This is a genomic window from Amycolatopsis sp. NPDC058278 (assembly GCF_042881395.1).
Taxonomy (GTDB): domain Bacteria; phylum Actinomycetota; class Actinomycetes; order Mycobacteriales; family Pseudonocardiaceae; genus Amycolatopsis.
In genome coordinates, this window is sequence record NZ_JBHVXZ010000063.1 from 1 (window position 1) to 24639 (window position 24639).

The 24639-nt window shown below is 72.5% G+C and carries 19 protein-coding genes and 1 pseudogene; 10 read left to right on the forward strand and 10 right to left on the reverse strand.

The window, feature by feature from the left end; translation table 11 throughout:
• Window positions 1–536, reverse strand: a pseudogene (locus tag ACFVYA_RS28915) (histidine kinase); the annotation flags it as partial.
• Between the two features lie 22 nt (window positions 537–558).
• On the opposite strand from ACFVYA_RS28915, the gene ACFVYA_RS28920 reads away from it, so the two are divergent.
• Together ACFVYA_RS28920 and ACFVYA_RS28925 are read left to right on the forward strand one after the other, a co-directional pair.
• Complete coding sequence (locus ACFVYA_RS28920) at window positions 559–1137, forward strand: LuxR C-terminal-related transcriptional regulator (RefSeq protein ID WP_387049413.1); 579 nt, start codon at window positions 559–561, stop codon at window positions 1135–1137.
• Window positions 1134–2036, forward strand: coding sequence for a phosphotransferase (locus tag ACFVYA_RS28925; RefSeq protein ID WP_387049415.1), 903 nt, complete (start codon window positions 1134–1136; stop codon window positions 2034–2036). Before ACFVYA_RS28920 ends, ACFVYA_RS28925 begins: the two co-directional genes overlap by 4 nt.
• On the opposite strand, the gene ACFVYA_RS28930 is transcribed toward ACFVYA_RS28925, so the two are convergent.
• Window positions 2037–2621, reverse strand: coding sequence for a TetR/AcrR family transcriptional regulator (locus ACFVYA_RS28930; protein WP_285993243.1), 585 nt, complete (start codon window positions 2619–2621; stop codon window positions 2037–2039).
• Between the two features lie 108 nt (window positions 2622–2729).
• Between ACFVYA_RS28930 and ACFVYA_RS28935 the strand changes: the two genes are divergently transcribed.
• Both ACFVYA_RS28935 and ACFVYA_RS28940 read left to right on the forward strand, forming a co-directional pair.
• Window positions 2730–3158: an iron chaperone gene (locus ACFVYA_RS28935; protein ID WP_387049417.1), complete on the forward strand. Its 429-nt coding sequence runs from the start codon at window positions 2730–2732 to the stop codon at window positions 3156–3158.
• A 55-nt stretch (window positions 3159–3213) separates the two neighbouring features.
• Window positions 3214–4494, forward strand: coding sequence for a right-handed parallel beta-helix repeat-containing protein (locus ACFVYA_RS28940; protein WP_387049419.1), 1281 nt, complete (start codon window positions 3214–3216; stop codon window positions 4492–4494).
• On the opposite strand, the gene ACFVYA_RS28945 is transcribed toward ACFVYA_RS28940, so the two are convergent.
• Complete coding sequence (locus ACFVYA_RS28945; RefSeq protein WP_387049421.1) at window positions 4484–5101, reverse strand: TetR/AcrR family transcriptional regulator; 618 nt, start codon at window positions 5099–5101, stop codon at window positions 4484–4486. The genes ACFVYA_RS28940 and ACFVYA_RS28945 overlap by 11 nt on opposite strands.
• A 56-nt stretch (window positions 5102–5157) precedes the next feature.
• Here ACFVYA_RS28945 and ACFVYA_RS28950 point away from each other — a divergent pair, with 56 nt between their 5' ends.
• The gene (locus ACFVYA_RS28950) at window positions 5158–5778 is read left to right on the forward strand and encodes an MSMEG_1061 family FMN-dependent PPOX-type flavoprotein (RefSeq protein WP_387049423.1); all 621 of its coding nucleotides are present in this window, start codon (window positions 5158–5160) and stop codon (window positions 5776–5778) included.
• Window positions 5779–5788: 10 nt separating this feature from the next.
• A complete protein-coding gene (locus ACFVYA_RS28955; protein WP_387049425.1) occupies window positions 5789–6661 on the forward strand; it encodes a PDR/VanB family oxidoreductase in 873 nt (290 codons plus the stop codon).
• Here ACFVYA_RS28955 and ACFVYA_RS28960 read toward each other — a convergent pair.
• Window positions 6635–7384, reverse strand: a complete 750-nt coding sequence (locus ACFVYA_RS28960) for a DUF4184 family protein (protein ID WP_387049426.1) — start codon at window positions 7382–7384, stop codon at window positions 6635–6637. The two genes, ACFVYA_RS28955 and ACFVYA_RS28960, sit on opposite strands and share 27 nt — an antisense overlap.
• 82 nt (window positions 7385–7466) lie before the next feature.
• Here ACFVYA_RS28960 and ACFVYA_RS28965 point away from each other — a divergent pair, with 82 nt between their 5' ends.
• From ACFVYA_RS28965 to ACFVYA_RS28975, 3 genes are all read left to right on the forward strand, one after another.
• On the forward strand, window positions 7467–8342 hold the full coding sequence (locus tag ACFVYA_RS28965) for a helix-turn-helix domain-containing protein (RefSeq protein WP_387049428.1): 876 nt from the start codon (window positions 7467–7469) through the stop codon (window positions 8340–8342).
• A 135-nt stretch (window positions 8343–8477) separates the two neighbouring features.
• Window positions 8478–10226, forward strand: a complete 1749-nt coding sequence (locus tag ACFVYA_RS28970; RefSeq protein WP_387049429.1) for a maleylacetate reductase and hydroxyquinol 1,2-dioxygenase domain-containing protein — start codon at window positions 8478–8480, stop codon at window positions 10224–10226.
• Window positions 10223–11965, forward strand: coding sequence for an FAD-dependent oxidoreductase (locus tag ACFVYA_RS28975; protein ID WP_387049431.1), 1743 nt, complete (start codon window positions 10223–10225; stop codon window positions 11963–11965). Before ACFVYA_RS28970 ends, ACFVYA_RS28975 begins: the two co-directional genes overlap by 4 nt.
• A 10-nt stretch (window positions 11966–11975) precedes the next feature.
• On the opposite strand, the gene ACFVYA_RS28980 is transcribed toward ACFVYA_RS28975, so the two are convergent.
• The 4 genes from ACFVYA_RS28980 to ACFVYA_RS28995 form a co-directional block, all read right to left on the reverse strand.
• On the reverse strand, window positions 11976–12884 hold the full coding sequence (locus ACFVYA_RS28980) for a peptidylprolyl isomerase (RefSeq protein ID WP_387049432.1): 909 nt from the start codon (window positions 12882–12884) through the stop codon (window positions 11976–11978).
• Between the two features lie 67 nt (window positions 12885–12951).
• A complete protein-coding gene (locus ACFVYA_RS28985) occupies window positions 12952–15237 on the reverse strand; it encodes a Tat pathway signal sequence domain protein (RefSeq protein ID WP_387049434.1) in 2286 nt (761 codons plus the stop codon).
• Between the two features lie 25 nt (window positions 15238–15262).
• Window positions 15263–17557: a glycoside hydrolase family 95-like protein gene (locus ACFVYA_RS28990; RefSeq protein ID WP_387049436.1), complete on the reverse strand. Its 2295-nt coding sequence runs from the start codon at window positions 17555–17557 to the stop codon at window positions 15263–15265.
• A 146-nt stretch (window positions 17558–17703) separates the two neighbouring features.
• Window positions 17704–18327 (reverse strand): TetR/AcrR family transcriptional regulator, encoded by a 624-nt coding sequence (locus tag ACFVYA_RS28995; RefSeq protein WP_387049438.1) that lies wholly within the window; start codon window positions 18325–18327, stop codon window positions 17704–17706.
• A 31-nt stretch (window positions 18328–18358) separates the two neighbouring features.
• On the opposite strand from ACFVYA_RS28995, the gene ACFVYA_RS29000 reads away from it, so the two are divergent.
• Complete coding sequence (locus ACFVYA_RS29000) at window positions 18359–19105, forward strand: class I SAM-dependent methyltransferase (protein ID WP_387049440.1); 747 nt, start codon at window positions 18359–18361, stop codon at window positions 19103–19105.
• 13 nt (window positions 19106–19118) lie between these two features.
• Here ACFVYA_RS29000 and ACFVYA_RS29005 read toward each other — a convergent pair whose 3' ends face one another.
• Window positions 19119–20522 (reverse strand): M1 family metallopeptidase, encoded by a 1404-nt coding sequence (locus ACFVYA_RS29005; protein WP_387049442.1) that lies wholly within the window; start codon window positions 20520–20522, stop codon window positions 19119–19121.
• An 80-nt stretch (window positions 20523–20602) separates the two neighbouring features.
• The gene (locus ACFVYA_RS29010) at window positions 20603–24598 is read right to left on the reverse strand and encodes a Pls/PosA family non-ribosomal peptide synthetase (RefSeq protein WP_387049444.1); all 3996 of its coding nucleotides are present in this window, start codon (window positions 24596–24598) and stop codon (window positions 20603–20605) included.
• Window positions 24599–24639: the final 41 nt, after the last annotated feature.

The window sequence follows — 24639 nt, forward strand, 5'->3', positions numbered from 1 at the left end:
GGGCCACGGCGTGGGCGCGGGCGCGCCGGGGCGGAGGCGCTCTCACGGCCCACCGGGCTCAGCGTCTCGGCCTGCACGAGCATGACGGCCGTGGTCTGGGCGAGCGTGTCGTGCAGCCGCCGGGCCGCGCGCTCGGCCCGGTCGGCGAGCGCGCGGCGGCGTTCGGCGCCCAGCAGCCAGGCCACCGCGGCGATCGTGACCGCCAGGACCGTGCCGTCGAGCGGGCCCTTCGCCGGGAACACGGCGGCGCCGACGGCCAGCGCCGCGGACGCCGCGAGCCACCGCTGCGGCGCGCTGTACAGGGCGAGCAGCACCGGCACGTACATCGTGTTGCGCGGCTGGTCGAGCAGCAGGTGCCCGGCCGTCGCGAGGGTCACCACGGCGAGCACGAGGGCCGGGGCGCGGCGCGACCACAGCAGCGGGACGAGCTGGGCCGCGCTGAGCCCGGCGGCGAGCCACCCCTGCTGCGGCGTCCACGCCCCGCTGGCGAAGAACACCGCGGCGACGGCCGCCGTCGTGACGAAAGACTGGCGCATGGGCCGACAGTAGAGTGCGGGCATGATCCGGGTTCAGGTCGTCGACGACCACGCGCTGGTGCGCGAGGGCATCGCGCTGATCCTGGGCGCGCAGCCGGACCTCGAGGTGGTCGCACAGCACGCGAGCGGCCCGGAGCTGCTCGCTTCGGCCGTCGAAGCCGACGTCGTCCTGCTCGATCTGTACCTGCCCGGGATGGACGGCCTCGAAGTCCTCCGCCGGCTCGGCCCGGCGGCACCCCGGGTGCTGATGCTGACGACGGTCGGTCGTCCCCGCGAAATCCGCGAAGCCCTCAGCGCGGGCGCGGCCGGGTTCGTGCTGAAGGACGCCTCGGGCGACGAGCTCGCGGCCGCCGTCCGGGCGGCCCACCAGGGCGTGACGGCACTGAGCCCGGCGGCGGCATCGGCACTGAGCGGCGGCGGTGCGCTGACGCCGCGGGAGCGGGACGTGCTGGAGCTGCTGGGCGAAGGACTGTCCAATCGCGACATAGCGGCCCGGCTCCGGCTGGCCGAGCGGACGGTGAAGGCGCACGTCGGCAACGTCCTGGCCAAGCTCGGCGTCACCAGCCGCACCCAGGCGGCCCTCGTGGCGAAGGACCGGTGAACCGGCTTTCGTCCTGGTGCGCGGCGCACCTGGGCGCGGCACCGGTCGAAGTGTTGTTCGAGCTGCAGTCCCTTTCGACGGTGTCCGGGCTTCGGCTGGCCGACGGACGGGACGTCGTCGTGAAAGCTCGTGAGGACGACGGCCGGGCGGAGTCGTGCGTCGCCGCGCAGGCCCGGCTGGCGGAGCGCGGGTTCCCGTGTCCCCGGCCGCTCACGCCTGTGACGGTTGTCGACGGGCTGGCCGTGCACGCCGAGGAGTTCCGGCCCGGCGGCGAGGTGCTGCCCGGCGACTCGCCGGAGATCGCCGAGCGATACGCCGCGGTCTTCGCTCGGTTGCTGGCCGAGCTGGCGACCGTGACCCTCGCGCCGCCCCTGCCGAACCCGCGCTGGGCGCGATGGGACCACCGCGATCCCGGCCTGTGGCCCTCGATCGGGTTCCTCGACGAGCAGGACCAGAGCGTCGTGCCCGCGTACGTCGTCGAGACGGCTACGCGAGCGCGCAAACGTTTGCTGGCCGCGGACCTGCCCTGCGTGCTGGGCCACGCCGACTTCGAAGCGCAGAACCTCCGCTGGCACGACGGCGGGATCGGGGCCGTGCACGACTGGGACAGCCTGGCGTGGCAACCGGAAGCGGCGCTGGCGGGAGCGGCGTGCGGCGCGTTCGCGAACGTGTCGCCGCCGACCCTGGCGCCGATCGGGAGTTCGGCCGGCTTCCTGGCGGCCTACCAGGTCTTCCGGGGACGCCGGTTCACCGAGGAGGAACAGGAAGTCGCGTGGGCGGCGAGCCTCTGGCCGGCACTGCACAACGCCCGGTGGGAGGCGCTGCACGGCGACCGCCCGGTGTGCCTGACCGCCGTCCGCGCCCAGGCGGCCGAACGCCTGCGCCGGGCGGACGCCTGACTAACGGCCGTACGCGGCCATGAACATGTCCAGCAGGTCGTCGACCGCCTTCTCGTCCACCGCGCGGGTCGAGAGCAGGTGGCGGTAGTAGAGGGTGCCGCACAGCACCTCGGCCGGGAAGGTCAGGTCCACGCCCTCGACGAGCTCGCCCGCCTCCTGGGCGCGGGTGATCCGGTTGAGGGTGCTCTGCTCGACGGTCCGCAGGAACCGGTCGTGCAGCGTGGCCCGCAGGGTTTCGTCGGCCTGCGCCTCGGCGATCACCGCCCGGTAGACCGGCCCGATCGGCGGGGCGGCGAGCGCGGGGGCCGAGCGCAGGAACTGCTCGCGCAGGTCCGCCCGGACGTCGCCGGTGTCGTGGTAGTCGAGGTCGGTGGTCCAGGCGTGGCTGAGCGCGTCCAGCAGGAGCGCCGCCATGGACGGCCAGCGCCGGTAGATCGTGTGCTTCCCGACCCCGGCGCGCCGGGCGACCGCCTCGACGTTCAACCCCGCGTAGCCGACCTCACCGGCGAGCTCGAGCGTCGCATCGAGGAGCCCGGCGGTCCGGGCGGCGCCCCGACGTCGCGGCGGTGCGGATTCGGCGGCCATGCCCCGGATCTTAACGGCACGCACCGTGCCATTGACAGCCGCCACGGCCAGGCTCCAAGATTTCCGCCAACGGCACGGGTCGTGCCGATAAGACGAAGGAGAACCACCATGGGGACGTTCACGGCCGAAGAACGCGCCGCGATGAAGGAGCACGCCAAGGAACTGAAGACCGCGGCGCGCCGGGCCTCCCAGGCGGACAAGGCGGCGCAGGCGGAGCAGGACGTGCTCGCGAAGATCGCCGAGATGGCGCCGTCGGACCGGGTCCTGGCCGAGCGCGTGCACGCCATCGTCAAGGCCAACGCCCCGGTCCTGGAACCGAAGCTGTGGTACGGCATGCCGTCCTACGCCCTCGACGGCAAGATCGTCTGCTTCTTCCAGAGCGCGGAGAAGTTCAAGGCGCGCTACGCGACCCTCGGCTTCAGCGACCAGGCGAACCTGGACGACGGACCGATGTGGGCGGCCGGCTTCGCGCTGACCGAAGTGACGCCCGCAGTCGAGAAGAGGATCGCCGCGCTGGTGACACAAGCGGTGAAGTGAGGCGGAGCCGGGCCTTGTACGTCACGTGTACCGGCCCGGCTTACCGTCGCCGACCATGTCGAACCAGTGGAAACTGCTCTCGCTCGGCGTGCTCGCCGCCCTCGTGGCCGGCACAGTCACCACGGTCACCGCCACCGAGGCCGGCGCCGCGCCGAACACCTACTACGTCGACCAGGCCCTCGGCAACGACAACGCCGCCGGGACCCAGGCCGCGCCCTGGAAGTCGCTCGCCAAAGTCGCCGCGACCGAACTGAAACCCGGCGAAACCGTGCTGCTGCGCCGTGGCCGGACCTGGACCGGCGGGCTCAGCGTCTTCGGCAAGGGGACGGCCTCCGCGCCCGTGACCATCGGCGCCTACGGTGACGGCGCCCGCCCGATCGTCCAGGGCAACGGAGAAGCCTGCATCAACCTGCCCGGCGACTACCTCACGGTGCAGGACCTGCAGGTCGGCGTCGCGGCCGATGCCGGGCGCTGCTCCTGGGCCGGCGTCGAGGTCGGCGGGGACCACGACAAAGTCCTCTCGAACTACATCACCGGAGCCGGCGCGGGCGTCTACATCGCGCCGAGCGCCGACGGCACCGAAGTCACCCAGAACGACCTCGTCGACAACAACCACATGACCGTCGTGACGCCGGGTGGCAACGACGACTCCGGCGCGTTCGCGATCCTCGTGCAGGGCAACGGTTCCGACATCGGCTGGAACCGGATCAGCGGGTCGATCGCGGTCAGCGACGACTTCGGCGGCCTCGACGGCGCCGCGGTCGAGGTCTTCTGGGGGTCCGACAACATCATCCACCACAACATTTCCGAGGACAACGAGTCCTTCACCGAACTCGGCACCGACGCCAAGGACCCGGATGGCGTGTCCCGCAACAACGTCTACGAGTACAACGCGGTCTTCGGCGCGAAGACGCGCGGCGGCATCGTGACGCGCGGCGCCCAGGACGGCAACGGCCCGGTGACCGGCACGGTCTTCCGCAACAACTCCGTCCGGCTCGGCAACGCCGAATCCGAAGGGTTCGTCTGCTACGGCGGCTGCACCAACCAGACGCTCACGCTCACCCAGAACGTCATCCAGGCCGCGATGAAGATCGGCTACGCCGACACCGGCTGGACCGCGACCGACCACAACGTCTTCTCCGGCGGCCAGCGGCAGTTCACCCCGGGCGCCACGGACAAGGTCGCCGATCCGAAGTTCACCTCCGCGACGAACCTGGTCCTCAAGACCGGCAGCCCGGCCATCGGGCTCGGCGTCAAGAAGTACGCGGACATCGACGTCGACGGCAACACCGTCGGCACCCGGATCGACGCGGGCGCCTACCAGTTCACCCCTTGACGTACCGCGTCAGCATCGCGACCATCTCGTCTTCGAGCCGCCGGGCGTCGATCGGGTCGGGCTCGGCCAGCAGGTCGTGGACGGCCAGCTCGATCGTCGCGATGACCAGGCGGGCCGCCGTCTCGGTGTCGGCGACGCGGACCTCCGGGTGGCCCTCCAGGAGGTCGCGGGTGTAGCCGACCATGGCCCGCTTCAGCCGGCCCATCCTCTCGAGCAGCTCGGTCGACCGCGGGGCCTGCTCGATCAGCATCCGCAGCAGGTGGGGGTCGTCCAGGTGGGATTCGACCGTGAGCCGGACGAAGACGCGGAAGACCTCCTCGATCGGACCGGGCAGCGGGCCGGTCAGGACCTTCGCCGCGGCCGCCGTGCCCTCGTCGAGGTGCCGGGTCAGCAGTTCGGCGAGGATCGCGTCCTTGTTCGGGAAGTACTGGTACAGCGAGCCGATCGAGATCCCGGCGCGCTCGGCGATGCGGTTGGTGGTGCCGGCCGCGTAGCCGTGGTCGGCGAAAACGTGAGCAGCCGCGGTCAGGATCCGCTGCCGGGTCAGCTCGGCGCGCACCTGACGCGGCTGTTTACGAGGCTGGATGCGGCGCTGGTCCGACGGCACGGATCCCTCCGGGAAAGCGAGTAGTCAAGAGCTGAGTATTTGCTCATAATTGTGCCATGACCAGCACAAACATGCTGCACCGCGTCTCCCCGGCCGAGGTGGCGGCCCGGCTGGGCGAGCCGGAGGCGATGATCAAGGCCAAGATCGGCGACCGCATCGACCGGCACGCCCGCCGCTTCATCGCGCACTCGCCGTTCCTGACGCTGGCCACCGCCGACGCCGCCGGCCGCGCCGACTGCTCGCCCCGCGGCGACTACCCCGGCTTCGTCAAGGTCCTCGACGAACGCACGGTCGCGCTGCCCGACCGGCCCGGCAACAAGATCGCCGATTCCTTCCGCAACATCGCCGAGAACGACGGCGTCGGCCTGCTGTTCTTCGTCCCCGGCATGCGGGAAACCCTGCGGGTCAACGGAAGCGCGTACGTCACCGACGACCCGGACGTGCTGGCCCGGATGCGCACCGAGGCGAAGGCGCCGATGCTGGCGATCGTCGTCGACGTCGCCGAGGTGTACTTCCACTGCGGCCGCGCGCTGATCCGGTCGCGCCTGTGGGACCCGGCGAGCCGGGCGCTGGCGGCGGAACTGCCCTCGGCCGGCGAGATCGCCGGCGAGAAGATGAACGTCGACCCGGCGCTGCTCGACCAGCTCCTCGAAGACGGCTACCGGAAGCTGTACTGAGGTGCCCGACATGCAGAAAACCATCCTGGAACGCGTCGAGCACGTCACCGGCGACGTCGTCGCCCTGGTCCTGCGCGGTGACGAAGGTCCCTTGGCCCCGTGGGAGCCGGGCGCGCACATCGACCTGGAGCTGCCGAACTGGCTGACGCGCCAGTACTCGCTGTGCGGCGACCCCGGTGACCTCTCGGCCTACCGCGTCGCGGTCCGCCACGACCCGCTGAGCCGCGGTGGCTCGGAGTACGTCCACCTGTTCCTGCAACCGGGACGGACACTGCGGGTTTCGCGGCCCCGCAACCACTTCCCCCTGCTCCCAGCGGCGGAATACCTGTTCGTGGCAGGCGGGATCGGAATCACGCCGATCGTGCCGATGCTGCGGTCCGCCGTCGCTTCCGGTGCCGCGGTGACGCTGGTGTACGCGGGCCGGTCCCGGCCGTTCGCCGCGGAACTCACTTCGCGGTACGGCGATCGCGTGCGGCTCGAGCGCCCCGATTTCGCGGCGCTGGCGACGGAGTTCCCGGCCGCGGAGGTGTACTGCTGCGGCCCGGCGTCGATGGTGGACGCGGCCGAGGCGATGTTCCCGCGGGTGCACACCGAACGGTTCGAGCCCACCCGGCGGACGTTCGGGCCGGACACCCCGTTCGAGGTGGTGTGCGCCCGTTCCGGGGGGACGATCCAGGTCCCGGTGGACGAGTCGCTGCTGGACGCGCTGAACCACGCCGGCCGCCCGGTGCCGGCCGCGTGCCGGGAAGGGGTCTGCGGGAGTTGCGAGATCACGGTCGTCGAGGGGGAACCCGAGCACCGCGACGACATCGGCGCCGCTGCGGGCCGGATGTACCCGTGCGTGTCCCGCGCGCTGTCACCGCGGCTCGTGCTGGACCTCTGACCGGATCCGCCGGCTGATCAGCGGCCAGGCGACGACATAACCGGCCGCCGCGAGGGCGCCGCCGCGGACCGCGCCGATCAGCAGGCACCGCACCCAGTCGTAGCCGCTGACCCGGCTCACCGGGTCGGTCAGCCCGAGCAGCGCTCCCACCACCAGCCCCGCGCCGAGCCCGGCCGCCACCACCGTCCGGCCGGCGCGGGGCAACGCCGGCCACGCCCGCTCGGCCCGCGGTGCGCGGCGGTACCAGCGCACGACCAGCACCGCGAGCAGGAACAAGCCGCCGGCCGACGACACGTACCCGATCACGTTGTACAGCCGGTGCGGGCCGGCGACGGAGACCCGCAGCCACGCCCAGTGCCGCACAGCGAAGCCACCGGTGTGGGTGAAGGCGTCCCAGAGCAGGTGGGTCGCCGCCCCCACGACGACCGAGACCACCGAGCCGAGCCACGGGACGCGGCCGGCCGGGCGCGGCACCCGCTCCCGCCAGCCGGCCGGCCCGAACGCCAGGACCGGCGCGAGGACCGCGTACCCCGCCGCCACCAGCGCCAGCCCGAGCAGCAGGTCCACGCTCACCAGGCCGACGGGCTCGTGGGTCAGGGCGCCACCCGGGACGGGCAGGTAATAGGCGACGTCGGGCGCGAGCGAACCCGCGACCAGGCCGGGCAGCCACAGCCACCGGGCCAGCGGCACCACGGCGGCCGGGTGCGCGAAGGTGAAGGGCAACGGACTCCCCCGTGTCTGATTGTCCGGCCGCCCAGCTTAGGGCGGGTACCATCGCGCTCAGCCTCGACGTCGAGGAGGCAGCGTGGGCGAACTCGGGCCGGCCGACACCAACGGCATCCTCGCGCTGCCCTGGGTCCGCCCCGACCGGACCAGCGCCGGCCTCGGCTGGGACCGGGTCTACGTCTCCCGCCAGCGGGAACGTCCCTATCGCGCCCAGTTCGGGGCCGCCCGCAGCCACCAGCTGATCCTGCACGTCGACGGCCCGGTGACCGTCCGGCGCGGGGTCGGGACCACGCGCGAGCAGAGCCGGCGGATGCCCGCCGGTGGGCTCTTCCTGCAGCCGTCGCACGCCGAGCTGTCCGTCGAACTCGGCGGCGCGCTCGACACCGTGCACGTCTACCTCACCGACGACGCCGTGCAGGAGGCCGCCGGGGAACACGCGCCCGTGCGGCTCGCCGAGGAGCTCGGCAGCCACGATCCGCTGCTCGAACAGCTCGTGCTCGGCCTCGACGGCGTCGTCCGCGACTGGGAGCCGGGCGCTCGCACCTACGCCGACCAGCTCGGTGCCCTCGTCGCCGCGCAGCTCGTGCGCCGGCACCGGGCCGGGCGGGTCCCCGGGCCCGAGCCGGCGCGCGGCCTCTCCGACCGCCAGTTCGCGCGGGTCCGCGACCTGATGGCCGAACGGCTGGCCGAGCCGGTGCCGCTGGCGGACCTGGCCGCGCTCGCCGGGCTGAGCGTCAGCCAGTTCTCCCGCCGGTTCAAGGCCCGCACCGGCTTGCCGCCGCACCGCTACCTGCTGCGGCTGCGCGTCGAACAGGCCGGGCTGCTGCTGCGCACGGGCGACGACCCGATCGCCGAGATCGCCGTCCGCTGCGGGTTCTCCCACCAGGAGCACCTCACGCGGGTGCTGCGCGCCCAGCTCGGCACCACACCGGCTGCGCTGCGCCGATCCCGCTGACACACCCTCTTGGGGGGGGTCCGGGTGGCGGAGCCCCCGGCCGGGGCGAAGCCCCGAATGACACACGCGTTTCGTGCCGTGGGACAGCACGAACGTGCAGGACCGTGCCTCGGCACCCGCCTGATACTCCGTCGCATGACCTCGTTCAGCTACGCCGCGAACCCCGTCCGGGTGGTCTTCGGCTCGCTCGACACCCTCGGCGCGGAGGCGGACCGCCTCGGGCTCGGCCGGGTCCTGCTGATCGGCCGTCCGCGCCACGGCGACCGGGCCGCGGCGGCGCTCGGGCCCCGGCTGGCCGCGCGCTTCGCAGACGCCACCATGCACACCCCGGTCGACGTCACCGAACGCGCGCTCAAAGTCGTCGCGGAGCACGACGTCGACGGCGTCGTCGCGATCGGCGGCGGCTCGGCGACCGGGCTGGCCAAGGCGATCGCTCTGCGGACGGGCCTGCCGCAGCTGATCGTCCCGACGACGTACGCGGGTTCCGAGCTGACGTCGGTCCTGGGCGAGACGGCCGACGGCCGCAAGACCACCCAGCGGACCCCGGCGGTGCGGCCGGAGACCGTCCTCTACGACGTGTCGCTCACCCTCTCGCTGCCGGTACCCGTGTCCGCGGCGAGCGGGCTGAACGCGCTCGCCCACGCCGTCGAAGCGCGTTACGCCCCGGACGCCAACCCGATGACCGACCTGCTCGCCGCGGAGGCGACGAAGCTGCTCATGAACGCCCTGCCGCGGATCGCCGCCGATCCGTCCGATGTGGACGCCCGCACCGACGCGCTGCGCGGCGCGTGGCTCGCGGGGACGTGCCTCGACGCCGTGTCGATGGGCCTGCACCACCGGCTCTGCCACCACCTCGGCGGCAAGTTCGGGCTGCCGCACGCCGAGACGCACGCCGTCCTCCTCCCCCACGTCATGGCGCACCAAGGCCTCGACGACGCTTCGGAGGTTTTCGAACTGGCCGCGTCGCTCCCGATTCCGCATTCGCTGGCCGAACTCGGGCTCACCGAAGCCGATCTCGACGGCGAACCGGAAGCGGACCTGCTGCGCCAGGCGTGGCGCGGCACCCGCCCGCCCGCGCGCCCGAGCCTCAAGGTGCTCACGAAGCAGGTCGTCGACAGCTTCGCCGGGGCACCGGACCGGGTGCGCCTGCTGGTGACCGACCTCGTCGAAACCCTGCACGGCTACGTGATCCGCACCGACCTCACCCAGGACGAGTGGGAGTACGCGATCGGCTTCCTGACCCGCGCCGGGCACATCACCACCGACACGCGGCAGGAGTTCATCCTGCTGTCGGACACCCTCGGCGTGTCGAGCGTGGTCGACGTCCTGACCAACTCGCGGACGCCGGACACGACGCCGTCGGCCGTCCTCGGCCCGTTCTACGTGGACGGCCCGCCGGAGACCCCGCAGGGTGCCGACCTCGCCTCCGGCTTGCCCGGGACGCCCCTGTCGGCGGACATCCGCGTGGTCGACACGGCCGACGTGCCGGTCGCGGACGCGATCGTCGACGTCTGGCAGTCCAATGAGGACGGTTTCTACGACGTCCAGCTGCCCGACGTCGACGGGCCCGTGCTGCGGGCTCGCTTCCGCACCGACGCCGAGGGGCGGCTGCGCTTCCGGACGATCGTGCCGAGCGCGTACCCGATCCCGGCCGACGGCCCGGTCGGGCAGCTGCTCGACGCCGTCGGGCGGCACCCCTACCGGGCACCGCACGTGCACTTCATGATCGCCAAACCCGGCTACCGCACGCTGATCACGCAGCTGTTCGTCGCCGGCGGCGAGTACCTCGACTCGGACACCGTGTTCGGCGTCAAGGACGGCTTGATCGTCGACTTCAGCGATGGGCTCGACTTCACCTTCCGGATCTCGGGGAGTACCGAATGAGCTTCGACACCGACGTCATCGTGGTCGGCAGTGGCCCGGCCGGCGGCTCGGCGGCGCTGCTGCTCGCCACCTACGGCGTGCCCACGGTGCTGGCCACCAAGTACGGCTGGACGGCCAACACCCCGCGAGCCCACATCACCAACCAGCGGACCATGGAGGTGCTGCGCGACCTCGGCGTCGAGGACAAGGCTCTCGCGGCGGGCACGCCGCCGGAGCTGATGGGCGACACCGTGCTCTGCACGTCGCTGACCGGGCCGGAGATCGGCCGGATCGCCAGCTGGGGCACCGGCGACCGGTCGGCGTCCGAATACGCCGCCGCCAGCCCGTGCCACATGATCGACCTGCCGCAGACCTACCTGGAGCCCATCCTGGTGAGCGAAGCCGCCGCGCGGGGCGCGAAACTGCGGCTGGACACCGAATTCCTCGACTTCACCCAAGACGCCACCGGCGTCACGGCCCGCTTCCGCGATCGGGTGCGCGGCGACGAGTTCACGTTGCGCGCCAAGTACCTCATCGGCGCGGACGGGGCCCGCAGCCGGGTCGCCGAGCAGGCCGGGCTGCCGATCGCCGGGCAGACCGGCAAGGCCGGCAGCATGAACATCACGTTCACCGCCGACCTCGCGCGGTACGTCGCGCACCGGCCGAGCGTCCTGTACTGGGTGATGCGGCCGGGCGCGCACCTCGGCGGGATCGGCATGGGCCTGGTCCGGATGGTGCGGCCGTGGAACGAATGGCTGCTGACCTGGGGCTACGACATCACTCAGCCGCCACCCGAGGTCGACGCCGAGGAAGCGACGCGGCTGGTGCGGGACCTGGTCGGCGACCCTTCCCTGGACGTCGAGATCACTTCGACGTCACTGTGGACGGTCAACCACAACTACGCGACCGAATACCGCGCCGGCCGGGTGTTCTGCGCCGGGGACGCCGTGCACCGGCACCCACCGTCCAACGGGCTGGGCTCGAACACGTCCGTCCAGGACTCCTACAACCTGGCGTGGAAGCTCGCGATGGTGCTGCGTGGCGAGGCGGGCGAGGGGCTGCTGGACAGCTACACCGCCGAACGGGCACCGGTGGGCAAGCAGATCGTCGACCGGGCGAACCTCAGCCGCGACCAGTTCGGGCCGATCTTCGCCGCGCTCGGCATCTCCGGCGACACCGACGCCGACGGCATCACGGCCGGGCTCGAGACCTGCCTCGCGCCGACGGCCGAGGGGGCGCGGAAACGGCGTGAACTGGAGCAGGCGATCGAGCTCAAGCACTACGAGTTCAACGCGCACGGCGTCGAGCTGGATCAGCGGTACGTGTCCGGGGCCGTGCTGCCCGACGGCGTCCCGCCGGTTCCGGGCCCCGACCCCGAGCTGTTCCACCGGCCGAGCACCGAGCCGGGGGCGAAGCTGCCGCACGCGTGGCTGGTCGGGCCGCACGGAGGTCGGGTGTCCACTTTGGACCTCGTCGGCGGCGGCCGCTGGACGGTCCTGACCGGGCTCACCGGCACGCCGTGGCTCGACGCGGCGGCCAAGGTCGGCGCCGACCTGGGCCTGGACCTGCGGACGGTCCGCATCGGCGACCCGGGCGTCCGCGACGCCTACGGCGACTGGTCGCGCCTGAGCGGCATCGACGAGGACGGCTGCCTCCTGATCCGTCCCGACGGCTACGTCGCCCACCGCCACGCCACGCAGTCCCCCACCCCCGCCAAAGCCCTCCAGAACGCGTTGCGGAGTCTCCTCGACCGCGCGTGACCGGGCACGGTCAAGAAACGCGGGTGAAGGTCACCGGAGTCTTCGGCGGACCGCTGCCGTCGCCGATGCCCGGCTTCGACGTGTCGATGCCGCCGCGGGCGACCCGATCCAGGACCTCGAGGCCGGGGTCGTCGATGCTGCCGAACACCGTGTACTCGGGCGGGATGTTCGTCTCGCCGAAGACCAGGAAGAACTGGGAACCGCCGGAGTCCGGGGCGGTCGTCTTCGCCATCGCGACGACGCCGCGGCCGTAGGTCAGCTCGGGGAACAGCTCGTCGCGGATCGTGTAGCCCGGGCCGCCGGTGCCGTCGCCGACCGGGTCGCCGCACTGGAGCATCTGCAGTCCCGTCGTCACCGACAGCCGGTGGCACGACGTGCCGTCGTAGAAGCGCTGCTTCGCCAGGCTCAGGAAGTTCACCACGGTGCACGGCGCCAGCGCGCGGTCCAGGGTGAGGCCGAGGTCGCCCGCGGTCGTCGCCAGCCGCACGCCGATCGTCCCGGTCGACGGCCCCGGCCCGTCGGGCGGCAGCGCGACCTTCTTCGGCGCCGGTGAGCCGGAGTCGGGGGTGAACGCGCACGTCACCGGGTCGGCCAGCGGCTTCGTCCGCTTCGGCATCGGGGCCCGGCCGCCCGGCAGCGCCACCGGGGTGCTCGGCCCGGTGGGCGTCGGGGTCACGACCGTCGCCGAAGCGGCGGGCCAGTGTCCCGGCGTGACGTCCCCCCGCCCGTCCGGCTCGCGCAGGAACCCGGGATACCCCCAGGCCAGGAAGGCCAGCACCATCAGGATGACGACCCCGACCGACCCGCTGATCAGCACCACGGCGGCCGGGGACGTCTGCTTCGGCGGCACCGGTGGCTGCCACTGCGGGTAGTGGTACGGCGGTTGACCGTGCTCCGGTCTGCCGTCCGGCTCACTCATCCACGCTCCCCTCGTCGGAGAGCACCATACTGCCGTCAGGACCGCCTCTCCGGGGCGGAAACGCCGATCACGGCAGGCCCCAGGGCGCACTCGCCCCGCCCGGCGCGACCGGCCGGACGCCGAAGTCCGGCCGATCCCCCTTCCGGTACACGAACGCGTCTTCGCCGCACCCGAGTTCGACCTGGACGTCCCCGCCGGCCAGCCGCCGCCAGCGCCGGGCCCGGCCCCGGGCGTCCGTCACCGCGAGTTCGCCGTCGATGCCCGGCCGCAGCACGCACGGCGCTCCGGCCTCGCTGTGCACTTTCAGCCAGCGCGTCTTCCCGCCGGCGCGGGACGCGCTGAGCAGGAACGCGCCTTCGGTGCGGAAGTCCCGCAGCGCGACGTCGCCCCAGGCCGCGGGCACCGCCGGGAACAGCCGGACCACCCCGCCCCAGCTCTGCACCAGCATGTCCTGCAGGGACTTCGCCGCCGAAAGCGGCGTCTCGATGACCGGACCGGACTCCTTGTACATCGTGTTCGGCTGGATGTACCGCCGCTGCAGTTCGCCCAGGTAGAACGCGGCCTGCTCGCCGCGCAGCATCTGGGCCGAGATCGACGCGGCCCCGGTGAAGGTGTAGCCCTGCAGCGCCCCTTCGAAGCCGACCCAGTGGTTCAGCGACGTCTCGATGATCGCCCGGTGCTCCGGCTGCTCCCAGGTGACGTCGTAGAGCGGGTAGATCTGCAGCAGGTGCGAGTAGTGCCGGTGCGACTTCGCGAACGGCACGCCGGCGCCGATCATGTAGCCGTTGGCGTCGGCCGGGTAGTCCACCAGGGTCGCCAGGACGTTCCGCCACTTCGGCGCCAGCGGATCGCCGGGCGCCGTCTGCAGCAGCGTCTTGCAGCCCCAGCGGATCAGCGAGAGGTCGTAGTTGCAGTCCGGGGCGTTGACGCCGTACTCGGGCGAGAACGTCGGCGGGAGGTGGAGCTTCCCGTCCGGCCCGGGCGCGAGGAAGTGCAGGTAGTAGTTGATCGCCTTGCGCAGCAACGGGAACAGCGTGCCGTGCAGCAGCTTCCGGTCCATCGTGTGCCGGTAGGACAGCCACACGTTGTGCAGCGCCCAGGTCAGGTTGCCGACTTCGGGCGTCGGCGTGTCCTGCCCCGGCACTCCGACGGGGAACCCGCTGGTGGCGTTCGAGACACCGTTGAGCAGCGTCATGTCGGTCGTCCGCGGGATCCCCGCCGAATCGGCCTGGTACGGCTGCGCCACCTGGCTGGTGAGGTTGGCGCGGTACTTGTCCAGCGCGTAACCGACCGCGTCCAGTTCCAGGTGGTTCGAGCCGTGGATGAGCCAGTATTCGAGCTGCACGTTGAGGTTCCACCACGTCGCCGGCCACGGCGTGTTCTCCAGCCACGGCCCCGAGGTCGCCATCACCGGCGCCTCGCGCCGGGCCGCCGAAGCCACCTTGTACAACTGGATCCAGTAGAAGCCCTGCAACCGGGTGTCCGGAATGGACAGGAAACTCTGCCGGTAGTAGCCGTGCCACCAGCGCCGGTGGTCCTGGGTGAGCGCGCCGAACTCCGCCGCCCGGCGGACCGTGCCCAGCGCCCGCGTCACCGACGTCTTCTCCGGGTGTGACCACGCCACCGACGTGTACAGGGTCCGCGCGCCGCCGCGCGTCACTTCACGCCACGCCGTCACGTGCTCGCCGCCGGCCAGCAGCGGCTGGACCGCCAGCCGCGCGTCACCACTCGCCGACAGCTGCACCGGCGGGTTCGCGGTGTACCCGGCCGGCGGCGGCTTGTTCCACACCGGATCGGCGCGCGGACTGACCGCCACCGCCGGGTGGAACACCCACCGGAACCCGCGTTCACCTTCGGACGGGCGGATCTCGACGGCGAGCAGTGACTGTCCGGTATGGACGATCGCGCGCAGGCTCAGGCTGCCCGCGGCGGTGGTGATCGTGCCGGTCAGCTCGGCGTTCCACAGGTCCATCCGCCAGTCGATCGCGGTGATCGCCCCGACCGGCTCGAGCGTGAAGTACCCGATCGGCAGCCGCGCCAGGCCGAACAGCGAGCCGAACTCCGGGCGGTGGTCCTGGACCTGGCTGTGCTGGACGTTGAACCGGATCGCGTTCTGCCCCGGTTCGGCGTAGATGCCGGAGCCGAGGAACCCGTTGCCCAGGAACGGGCCCTCGTACCAGGTCTTCGGCAGCCGCCGCCAGTACAGGTCCGCGGTGCCGAGGAACCCGGCCCAGCCGAAGTCGTCGCTTCCGGGCGCCGCGGCCGCGGCCGCTTCCGCGAACGCGGGGGTCAAGCCGGCGGTGGCCAGCCCGGCGAGCGCTCCGCCGAGCACGGTCCTGCGGGTGATGTCCATTCGACCTCCTTGTCGAAGAGCGGGTTCAGCTCGGCAGGCCCCACGCCGGGGCGGGGCCGAGCGCGGGGACGTCCCGCGGCGCGAAGTCCGGCCGGCCGCCCCGCGGGGTGACGACGGCGGTGCCACCGCGGCGCAGCGCGATCGCGATCCGGCCGGGCCCGGCGGCCCGCCACGACAGCCGGCGGCCGTGCTCGTCGCGGACGTCGACGTCCCCGCTGACGCCGTGCTGGAGAACCAGCGGCTCGCCGGCTTCGCTGTGCACGCGGACGAACTCGGTCTTGCCGTCGCGGCGGGAGGCGTCCACGAGGAACGCGCCTTCCGCGCGCAGCCCGGCGATCGAGGCGTCACGCCAGGTCGCCGACACCGACGGGAAGACCTTGAGCACGCCACCGGATCCCTGCATCAGCATGTCCACCACGGACTGGGCGGCGGTGATCGGGCTCTCGATCGCGAAGTTGGACCCCTCGCGGTACATGGTGTTCGCGGTCAGCCCGGTGTCGGCCACGACGTTCCGGTCGAGGAAGAACTTCAGATACCGCAGAGCTTCCTCGGGCGCGTCCATCACCGAGCTCATCGACGACGCGGCCGCGTAGCTGTAGCCGTGCCACGCCGTCTGGTCGGCGGCCCAGTGGGTGAAGGTGCGCGTCATGATGTCGCGGTCGCCCGGTCGGTCCCAGACCTTCTCGCGCAGCGGGTACAGCCACAGCAGGTGCGAGAAGTGGCGGTGCGACGCGGCCAGCGGGACGCCGTCGCCGATCAGCACGCCGTTCGCGGGGTCCTCGTGGTACGGCACGAGTTTCGCGCCGATCTCCCGCCAGATCGGCACGCGCGGCTCGTCGAGGCACAGGATCCGGGCGGCATCGACGAGCGTGCGGGCCGCCCACCGGATCAGCGAGAGGTCGTAGGTGCAGTCGGGCGCGTCGGCGTACTCCGGCGACCGGGTCAGCGGCAGGTGCAGCGAGCCGTCCGGGCCGGTGAACAGGAAGTGCCGGTAGAAGTTCAGCGCCTTCGCCAGCGTCGGGTACAGCACGTCGCGCAGCACGCGCTTGTCCAGGTGGTGCCGGTAGGCCAGCCACACGTTGTGCAGGCCCCACAACAGGTTCCCGGTCTGGTCGGTCTTGGACGTCGTCCCGGGGACGCCCACTGAGCGCGTGCCGCCGGGGCGCAGCCGCCAGTCGCCCGGGTGCGAGAGGGCGAACGTGTCGCCGTCGCGGTACGCGGGCGGGACGGACACCTCGAGGTTCGCGTGGTCGCGCCGGAAGGTCTCGGTGACGGCGTCGAGTTCGGGGTGGTTGCTGCTGTTGACGATCGGGTAGGTGACCTGGACGTTGAGGTTCCACCAGACGGCGGTCCAGCTGTTGCCGACCTCGGGGAACCACGGCCCCCATTCGGACACGACCGGCCCGTCCGCGCGGGTGGCGGCCGCGATCTTGTACAGCTGGATCCAGTAGAACCGCTGCACCTGCTTGTCGGGCACCGAAACGAAGCTGCGCCGGTGGTAGTCGTTCCACCAGCGCCGGTGGCGGGCGAGCAGGGCGTCCGGGTGGGCGGCAAGCGCTTTCCGGACGGCGGCCCGCGCGTCGGCGGTGTGCGTGGTGCCCGGGAAGCTGTAGGCGATGGCGGCGACGAGCAGGCGCCGCGTGCCGATCGCGCGTTCCTGCCACGCGGTGGTGTACCCGCCGCCGGCGAGCATGGGCTGCGCGCAGTACCCGGCACCGAGCTCGGGCGCCGGGTTGGCGACGTACTCGGGCGGCTTGCGGACGGTCCGGGTGGTCGCCGACTCCAGCGGCTGGAACGCCCAGGTGGCGCCCGTTTCCCCGGCACTCGGCGTCAGCGAAACGAGCAGCACGCTCAGGTCGTTGTGCACGACGGCGGAGAAGGCGACCGAGCCCCGCGTGGTGGTGATGGTGCCGCCGAGCTCGGCGTTGTAGAGGTCGAGGGTCCAGTCGACGGCGGTGATCGCGCCGGCCAGGGTGAGCGTGAGGTAGCCGATGGGCAGGCGGGACAGCCCGATGCCCGCTTCCCACTGGATCCGCTGGTCCTGCACCTGGGTGTGGCTCAGCATGAGCTTGAGCTCTTGCGGGGTCTTCCCGGCGTAGACCTGCGCGCCGAGGTAGCCGTTGGCGAGGAAGGGGCCTTCCTGCCAGTTCTTCGGCAGCCGCCGCCAGATCATCCGCGCGTCGGCGGCGACATCCCGGTGGGGATTCCCGCCGGTGGCGAGCGCGGGTGGGGCGGCCCGGGCCCACAGGCCCCCGAAGGCGGCGGCCCCGGCCAGGACCGAGGCAGAGCGGAGCACCGTCCGCCGGGACACTGCGTCCATGAAGCATCCTCCGAATTCATACTACGTTTCGGCGAGATCATGCGGCGGCGTGCGGTCATACTTGCAGAGAGGCACCCAAAAGGCCAGAGGTGTTCACTCGGAAAGCGGCAGAGACATCCGATGAATCGGGGAAGCGGCGAGCAGCGTCAAGAGTCGCTCTCCCGGCGGCAGAGCTGGGCGGCCAGGGTGTCGCCGGCCCACTTCTCCCACTGCTCGGCCGACCAGCCGCGGTCGCGGACGAACACCTGGTAGAGCTCCGGACTGAGCACCCCGAACAGCACATCGGCAGCGTGCTCGGCGGTCACCCCGGCGCGGGCGCCGGGCTTGGCGACCAGCGCCCGCGCGGCCTCGAAGTGCACCCTGAAGCGCGGGTCGCCGTCGTCCCACTGCCCGGCGAGCGCGGGGTCGGCCGCGGCGGCGGCGCGCAGCATCTCGACGATCGGGGCGACGCGCCCGAGGATCTCCCGCGTGCCCCGGACGTGCAGCCGCAGCTGGGCTTCGGCGACCGGGGCGGCGAGCGCCTCCCGGAACCACGGCCGGTCCATCGTCGCCACCGGCTCGGCGTCGCCGGCGATCGCCACGTCGACCAGTTCCTTGAGCAGGACCCGCTTGTTGCCGAAGGTGAAGTAGATCGTCTGCACGGCGACGCCGGCCTGCTCGGCGATCTCCTTGAGGGTCGTCGCGCCATAGCCCTGGCGCACGAACAGCTCGCGCGCCGCGTCCAGCATTCGCCGCCGGGTCTGCGTGGCGTTGCGAGTCCCGGGAGGCACTCATGCACGCCACCGCGCCCGGTACAACGCCATGGTCGGCGCCTTCAACGACAGCTTCTTCCGCACCGCCGCGATCGCCCCGGATGACCACGTCCTCGACGTCGGCTGCGGCACGGGCCACGTCACGCTGCTGGCGGCCCAGCGGGCCGCCCGCGGACACGTCGTCGGCGTGGACCTCTCGGCTCCGATGCTGGAACGCGCCCGCGCCGACGCGGCCGCCGACGGGATCGGCAACGTCCGGTTCGACCAGGGAGACGCCCAGGTCCACCCCTTCCCCGCCGCCGGCTTCGACGTCGCGATCAGCCGGGGCGGGGTGATGTTCTTCGGGGACCCGGTGGCCGCGTTCGCCAACATCCGGCGGGCGCTGCGGCCCGGTGGCCGGCTGGTGTTCCTCGGCCCGCAGGGCGGCGGCCCGGAAAGCGACTACGCCCGCGCCACCGCGGCGCTCAAGCCGCTGTTGCGCGCACCCTCGCCCGCGTCGCGCGGCATGGGATCCCTGGTCGAGCCGGAGCGGATCCGCGAAGTGCTGGACGCGGCCGGGTTCGGCACGATCGACGTCGAACCGATCACCGCACCGATGGACTACGGCCGGGACGCCGCCGACGCGGCCGAGTTCATCCTCGGTCAGGGCCCGGTGCGCGTGAACCTGGCCGGCCTCGCCCCGGACGTCGTCGAACGGACGCGGGAACAGCTGCGGAAAGGGCTCGAGGCGTACGAAACTCCCGAAGGCGTCCGGATCACCGGCGCGGTCTGGCTGGTGCGCGCGACCCGCCCCTGACCGGCGGACCGCTTCAGGGAAGCGGCGGCAGCGCCGGCGTCTCCAGCCAGCGGGTGAAGAACCCGCGCAGCGAACGCCCCGCGTGCGCCTCGGCCGCGGCGACGAAGAGGTCCGTCGTGACCAGCCCGTGCCGGTGTTCCTCGGCCCACGACTTCAGCAGCGCGAAGAACGCCGGGTCCCCGATCTCGGCCCGCAGCGCGTGCAGCGTCAGCCCGCCGCGCTTGTAGACGCGCTCGTCGAACATCCGGGCCACCCCAGGGTCGGCGATCCGGACGTCCGCCGGCTTGGCCTTGATGCGGGTGTACCAGCTGCGGGCCAGGGCCGAAGCCGGCTGGCCGCCCGACTCCTCCGACCACAGCCACTCGGCGTACGTCGCGAAGCCCTCGTTCAGCCAGATGTGGCGCCAGTCGGCCACCGTCAGGCTGTTGCCGAACCACTGGTGGGCCAGCTCGTGCAGCACCAGCCGCTCGTGGGTGCGGCGGCCGTCGACGTGGTTGGCGCCGAAGATCGCCATGCCCTGGGCCTCGATCGGGTCGTCGAGGTCGTCGTCGGTGACCACGATGACGTACTCGCCGAACGGGTACGGGCCGAACAGCCGCTGCAGGAACTCCATCATCCGGCCCTGCCGCCCGAAGTCCCGCTCGAACGCCCGCCGCAGCCGCGGGGGCACCGCCGCGCGCTGCGGCACAGCCGGGGTGACCGACTCGACGCCGCCGCGGCCGAAGCCGAGGCTCAGCACGCGGGCACCGAGGCCGGCGGGTGATCCCCAGCCGCGGCCGGTCAGCTCGACGTCGTCGTAGCGGCCGATCTGGACGCTCATCAGGTAGGTCGCCGTCGGCTCGGGCCGCTCGAAGACCCAGCGGCTCGTGCTGGCCGACGTCGAGCGCTCGACCAGGGTGCCGGTGACCGCGACCAGGTACGGCGACGCCGTCGTCACGCTCACCCGGTAGGCCGCCTTGTCCGACGGGTGGTCGTTGCACGGGAACCACGACGGCGCCCCGACCGGCTGGCTCGCCACCAGCGCGCCGTCGGTCAGCTCGTCCCAGCCGACGTCACCCCAGCGGCTCCCCACCGGGCGCGGGTTGCCGACGTAGTGGACCTCGACGATGAACGCCCCACCCGCCGGGATCGACTTCGCCGGCTTGACGTGCAGCTTGGTGCCGCGCTTGAGGTACTTCGCGGGCTTCCCGTCGACGAGCACGCGGTTGATCCGGAACTCGCCGAAGTCGAAGCTGACGCGGGAAAGCGCCTGTGTCGCCTCCGCGGTGATCACCGCCGCCGCCGAGAGCCGGTTCGGCGCGACCTTGTAGTCGAGACTCAGGTCGTAGTGCCGGGTCCGGTACCCGCCGTTGCCGTGGGCGGGCAGGTAGGGGTCGCCGGAGGTGTCCGCGCCGGGAGCGGGAGCCTTCGAAATCACCCGTGGCGAACCTTTCGTCGTGCGTGCTGGAACCAGGCTCGCACGGATGGGTGAGTCCGGCGCGCCTGGTCCTGCTTTCGTTACTTACCCGGCCAGGCCGAGATCGGGTTGCCCAGCCAGCGCGTGTCGGCCGGCACCTCGTCGCCGCGGGTCACCAGCGAGCCCGGGCCGACCGTCGTCCGGGCGCCGATGCCGGCGCCGGGCAGCACGATGCCGTGCGGGCCGAGCGTCGCGCCTTCGCCGAGGGTCACCGGGGACATGCTCATGATCCGGTCGTGGAACAGGTGGGTCTGCACGACGCAGCCGCGGTTGATCGTCGCGCCGTCACCCAGCGAGACGAGGTCCGCCTCGGGCAGCCAGTACGTCTCCAGCCAGACGCCGCGACCGATCTTGACGCCCATCGTGCGCAGCCACGCGGTCAGCAGCGGCGTGCCGCCGACCGAACCGATCAGCCACGGCACCGCGAAAGCCTCGACGAAGGTGTCGGCCAGCTCGTTGCGCCAGACGAAGGAGCTCCACAGCGGGTGGTCGACCTCGCGGAACTTCCCGACCAGCAGCCACTTCATCACCGTCGCGGTCAGCGCCGCGACGATCCCGGCGGCCAGCAGCGCGGGCCCGGCCAGCAGCGCGGCGACGCCGAAGCCGAACGCCGTCGCCGTCCACAGCAGCCCGAAGGCGACCACGACGGTCAGCGCGACCCCGCACATGACCGGGACGATCCGGCACAGCTCGACCAGCGCCCGCGCCGCCTTGAGGTGCAGCGCCGGGGTGTAGGTGCGGCTCGTGTCGGCGTCGCCGATCGCGCGGCGGACCGGCAACGGCGGCATCCCGAGGTACGACGAGCCCTTCTTCGCCTTCAGCGGCGTCGAGGACAGGACGCCGACCAGGCCGCGCTTCGGCACCGACCGGCCCGGCGCGGTCATCCCGGAGTTGCCGAGGAAGGCCTGCTTGCCGATGCGAGCCGGAGCGACGTGCAGCCAGCCGTGCCCGAGCTCGTAGGTGGCGACCATCGTGTCGTCGGCCAGGAACGCGCCGCTGTCGACCTTGGTCATCTTCGGCAGCGCCAGGACCGTCGACGCCTCGACGTTGCGGCCGACCTTCGCGCCCAGCAGCCGCAGCCACACCGGCGTGAACAGGCTGGCGTACAGCGGGAACAGGCCTTCGCGGGCCATGCTCATCAGGCGTTCGGTCGCCCAGACCTGCCACGCGACGCGGCCGTGCACCGGGTGGTAGCCCTCGACCATGCCGATGCTCAGCGACCGGACGCCGACCAGCACGAGCAGCATGTACGTGCCGAAGTACGCCACAGTCGCGACCGGGACGAAGACCAGCGCGCGGGTGAAGGCGTCCAGGAGCGTCGGGGCGCCGGCGATCGCGTAGCCGAGCACGGCGACGCCTGCCAGCGCGGCCACGCCGGGCAGGAACCCCAGCGCCAGGGAGGTCACGCCGTAGACGGCGGACCAGAAGTGCGACCGCGGCGGGCGGCTCGACGGCCACTTCAGCGCGTCCTTCGCGTCCTTGCCGTCCTTCCCGACGGGCGCCGCGGGTGAACCGGCGAAGTGCTGACCGGCCTTGACCACGCCGCGGACGGTCGACCCGGCCGCGATCTCCGCGCCCTTGCCGACGCGGACACCCGGGAACAGCGTGCTGCGCGCGCCGACGCGGGCTTCGGCGCCCACGTGGACCTTGCCGATGTGCACGACGTCGCCGTCGACCCAGTGGCCGGTCAGGTCGACCTCGGGCTCGATCGCGGCACCGCGGCCCAGCTTCAGGAAGCCGGTGACCGGCGGCGGCGAATGCAGGTCGACGTCCTTGCCGATCCGCGCGCCGAGCGCCTTCGCGTAGGTCGTCATCCAGGACGCCCCGGCGACGCTGTCCGCACCGGAGAACTCCGCGAGCTTCTCGGCCGTCCAGAGTCGCAAGTGGACACTGCCGCCGCGCGGGTAGGTGCCGGGGCGGACACCGGAAAGCAGCACGCGCGCGCCGCCCGCGGCGATGGCGATCCGGCCCGCCGGGCTGAACAGCACCACCCAGGCCAGGCCGATCCACGCCCAGCTCAGCGTCGGTGCCCAGGCGAACCCGAGCAGGGACAGGACGTTCGACAGCGCGGCGGCGAGCGTCGCCCAGCGCAGCCCGGCCAGGCCCATCAGCGGGACCATCAGCAGCGTCTGGACCACCCCGGCACGGCGCTTCGTCGGCGCGATGTCCCGGCGTTCGGTGGCCTGGCCGCTCAGCGCGTCCAGCATCGCGGCCAGCGCGCCCAGCCTGGGGTGGGCGTAGATGTCGGCCACCGACACCTGCGGGTGCCGGGTGCGGATGCGGGCGACCACCTGGGCGGCGGTCAGGCTGCCGCCACCGTGGGTGAAGAAGTCCGCCTTCGGGCTGTCGACCGAGACACCGAGGATCTCGGCCCAGCCTTCGGCGAGCCACGTCTCGGTCGGGGTCAGCCCGGAAGCCTCCACTGTGGACAGTGGCCACGGGAGGGCGTTGCGGTCGACCTTGCCGGAAGTGCGGGTCGGCAGGTCGCCGACGACGGCGAGCAGCGGGACCAGCGCGGCGGGCAGGTGCTCGCGCAGGCGCGTCGCGGCCTGGTCGAGGTCGAAGCCCGCCGACGCACTCTTCCCCGCGGAGGCGGCATCCAACACAGCGCTGCCGGGGACGACGTACCCGACGAGGACCTGGTTGCCCGCCTTGGTGCGGCGGACCGCGGCGGCCGCTCCCTGCACGCCCGGCAGGGCCTGCAGCGCGGCGTCGACCTCGCCCAGCTCGATGCGGCGGCCGCCGAGCTTGACCTGCTCGTCGAGGCGGCCGAGGAACAGCAGGCCTTCCTCTTCGGCGCGGACCATGTCGCCGGAGCGGTAGGCGCGCTGCCAGCCCAGCGACGGCAGCGGCGCGAACTTCTCGGCGTCCTTGGCCGCGTCGAGGTACCGGGCCAGGCCGACACCGCCGATGACGAGCTCGCCGGTCTCGCCCATGGCGACCGGCTCGCCCTCGTCGTTGACCACGGCGAGCTGCCAGCCGGCGAGCGGCAGGCCGATCCGGACCGGGCCGTCACCGGTCAGCTGCGCGGCGCAGGCGACGACGGTGGCTTCGGTCGGGCCGTAGGTGTTCCAGACTTCGCGGCCTTCGACGGCGACGCGTTCGGCCAGCTCCGGCGGGCACGCTTCGCCGCCGAAGATGAGCAGGCGGACGTCTTCGAGCGCGTCGGCGGGCCACAGCGCGGCCAGCGTCGGCACGGTGGAGACGACGGTGATGCGCTGCGCGACCAGCCACGGGCCGAGGTCGACGCCGGTGCGGACCAGCGCGCGGGGCGCCGGGACCAGGCAGGCGCCGTGGCGCCAGGCCAGCCACATCTCTTCGCAGGAGGCGTCGAAGGCGACGCTGAGCCCGGCCAGGACGCGGTCGCCGGGGCCGATCGGCTCGTCGGGGAGGAACAGATCGGCTTCGGCGTCGACGAAGGCGGCCGCACTCGCGTGGGTGACGGCGACGCCCTTGGGCTTGCCGGTGGAGCCGGAGGTGAAGATGATCCACGCGTCGTCGCCCGGGCCGGGGGCGCCGTCGCGGCCGCCCGGCGTCGAGTGGACGTGGATCTTGCCGCGGAAGTTTCCGGGGCTTCGCCCCGGGCCGGGGGCTTCGCCACCCGGAGCCCCCGAAAAGACATCGGTCGCGACGGCGGCGACCTGGGCTTCCTCGAAGACCAGCTCGGCACGTTCGTCCGGGTCGTCGGCGTCGACCGGCACGTACGCGGCGCCGACGGACAGGGTGGCCAGGATCGCGATGTAGAGCTCGGCGGTGCCGGAGGAGATCCGGATGCCGACGCGGTCGCCGAGGCCGACGCCGTAGCCCTTGAGGCGGCGCCCGTAGGCATCGATCTCCTCGAGGAGCCGCCGGTAGGTCAGGGTGGTGGTGCCGTCGTCGATCGCGGCGGCGTTCGGGTGCCGCTCGGCGGTGGCGGCGAGGACGTCGAGGAGGGTGCGCTCGGCCGCGCCGAGACCGGACCGGAACAGGGCCCGGTCGGCGACCGGGGGAGGCGTCACCTCGGCGGCGGATCCCGTGGGTTCGATGGTGACGGTCATCGGCCACTCACCCCGGGCAGGACAAAACCATGGGCGCGCAA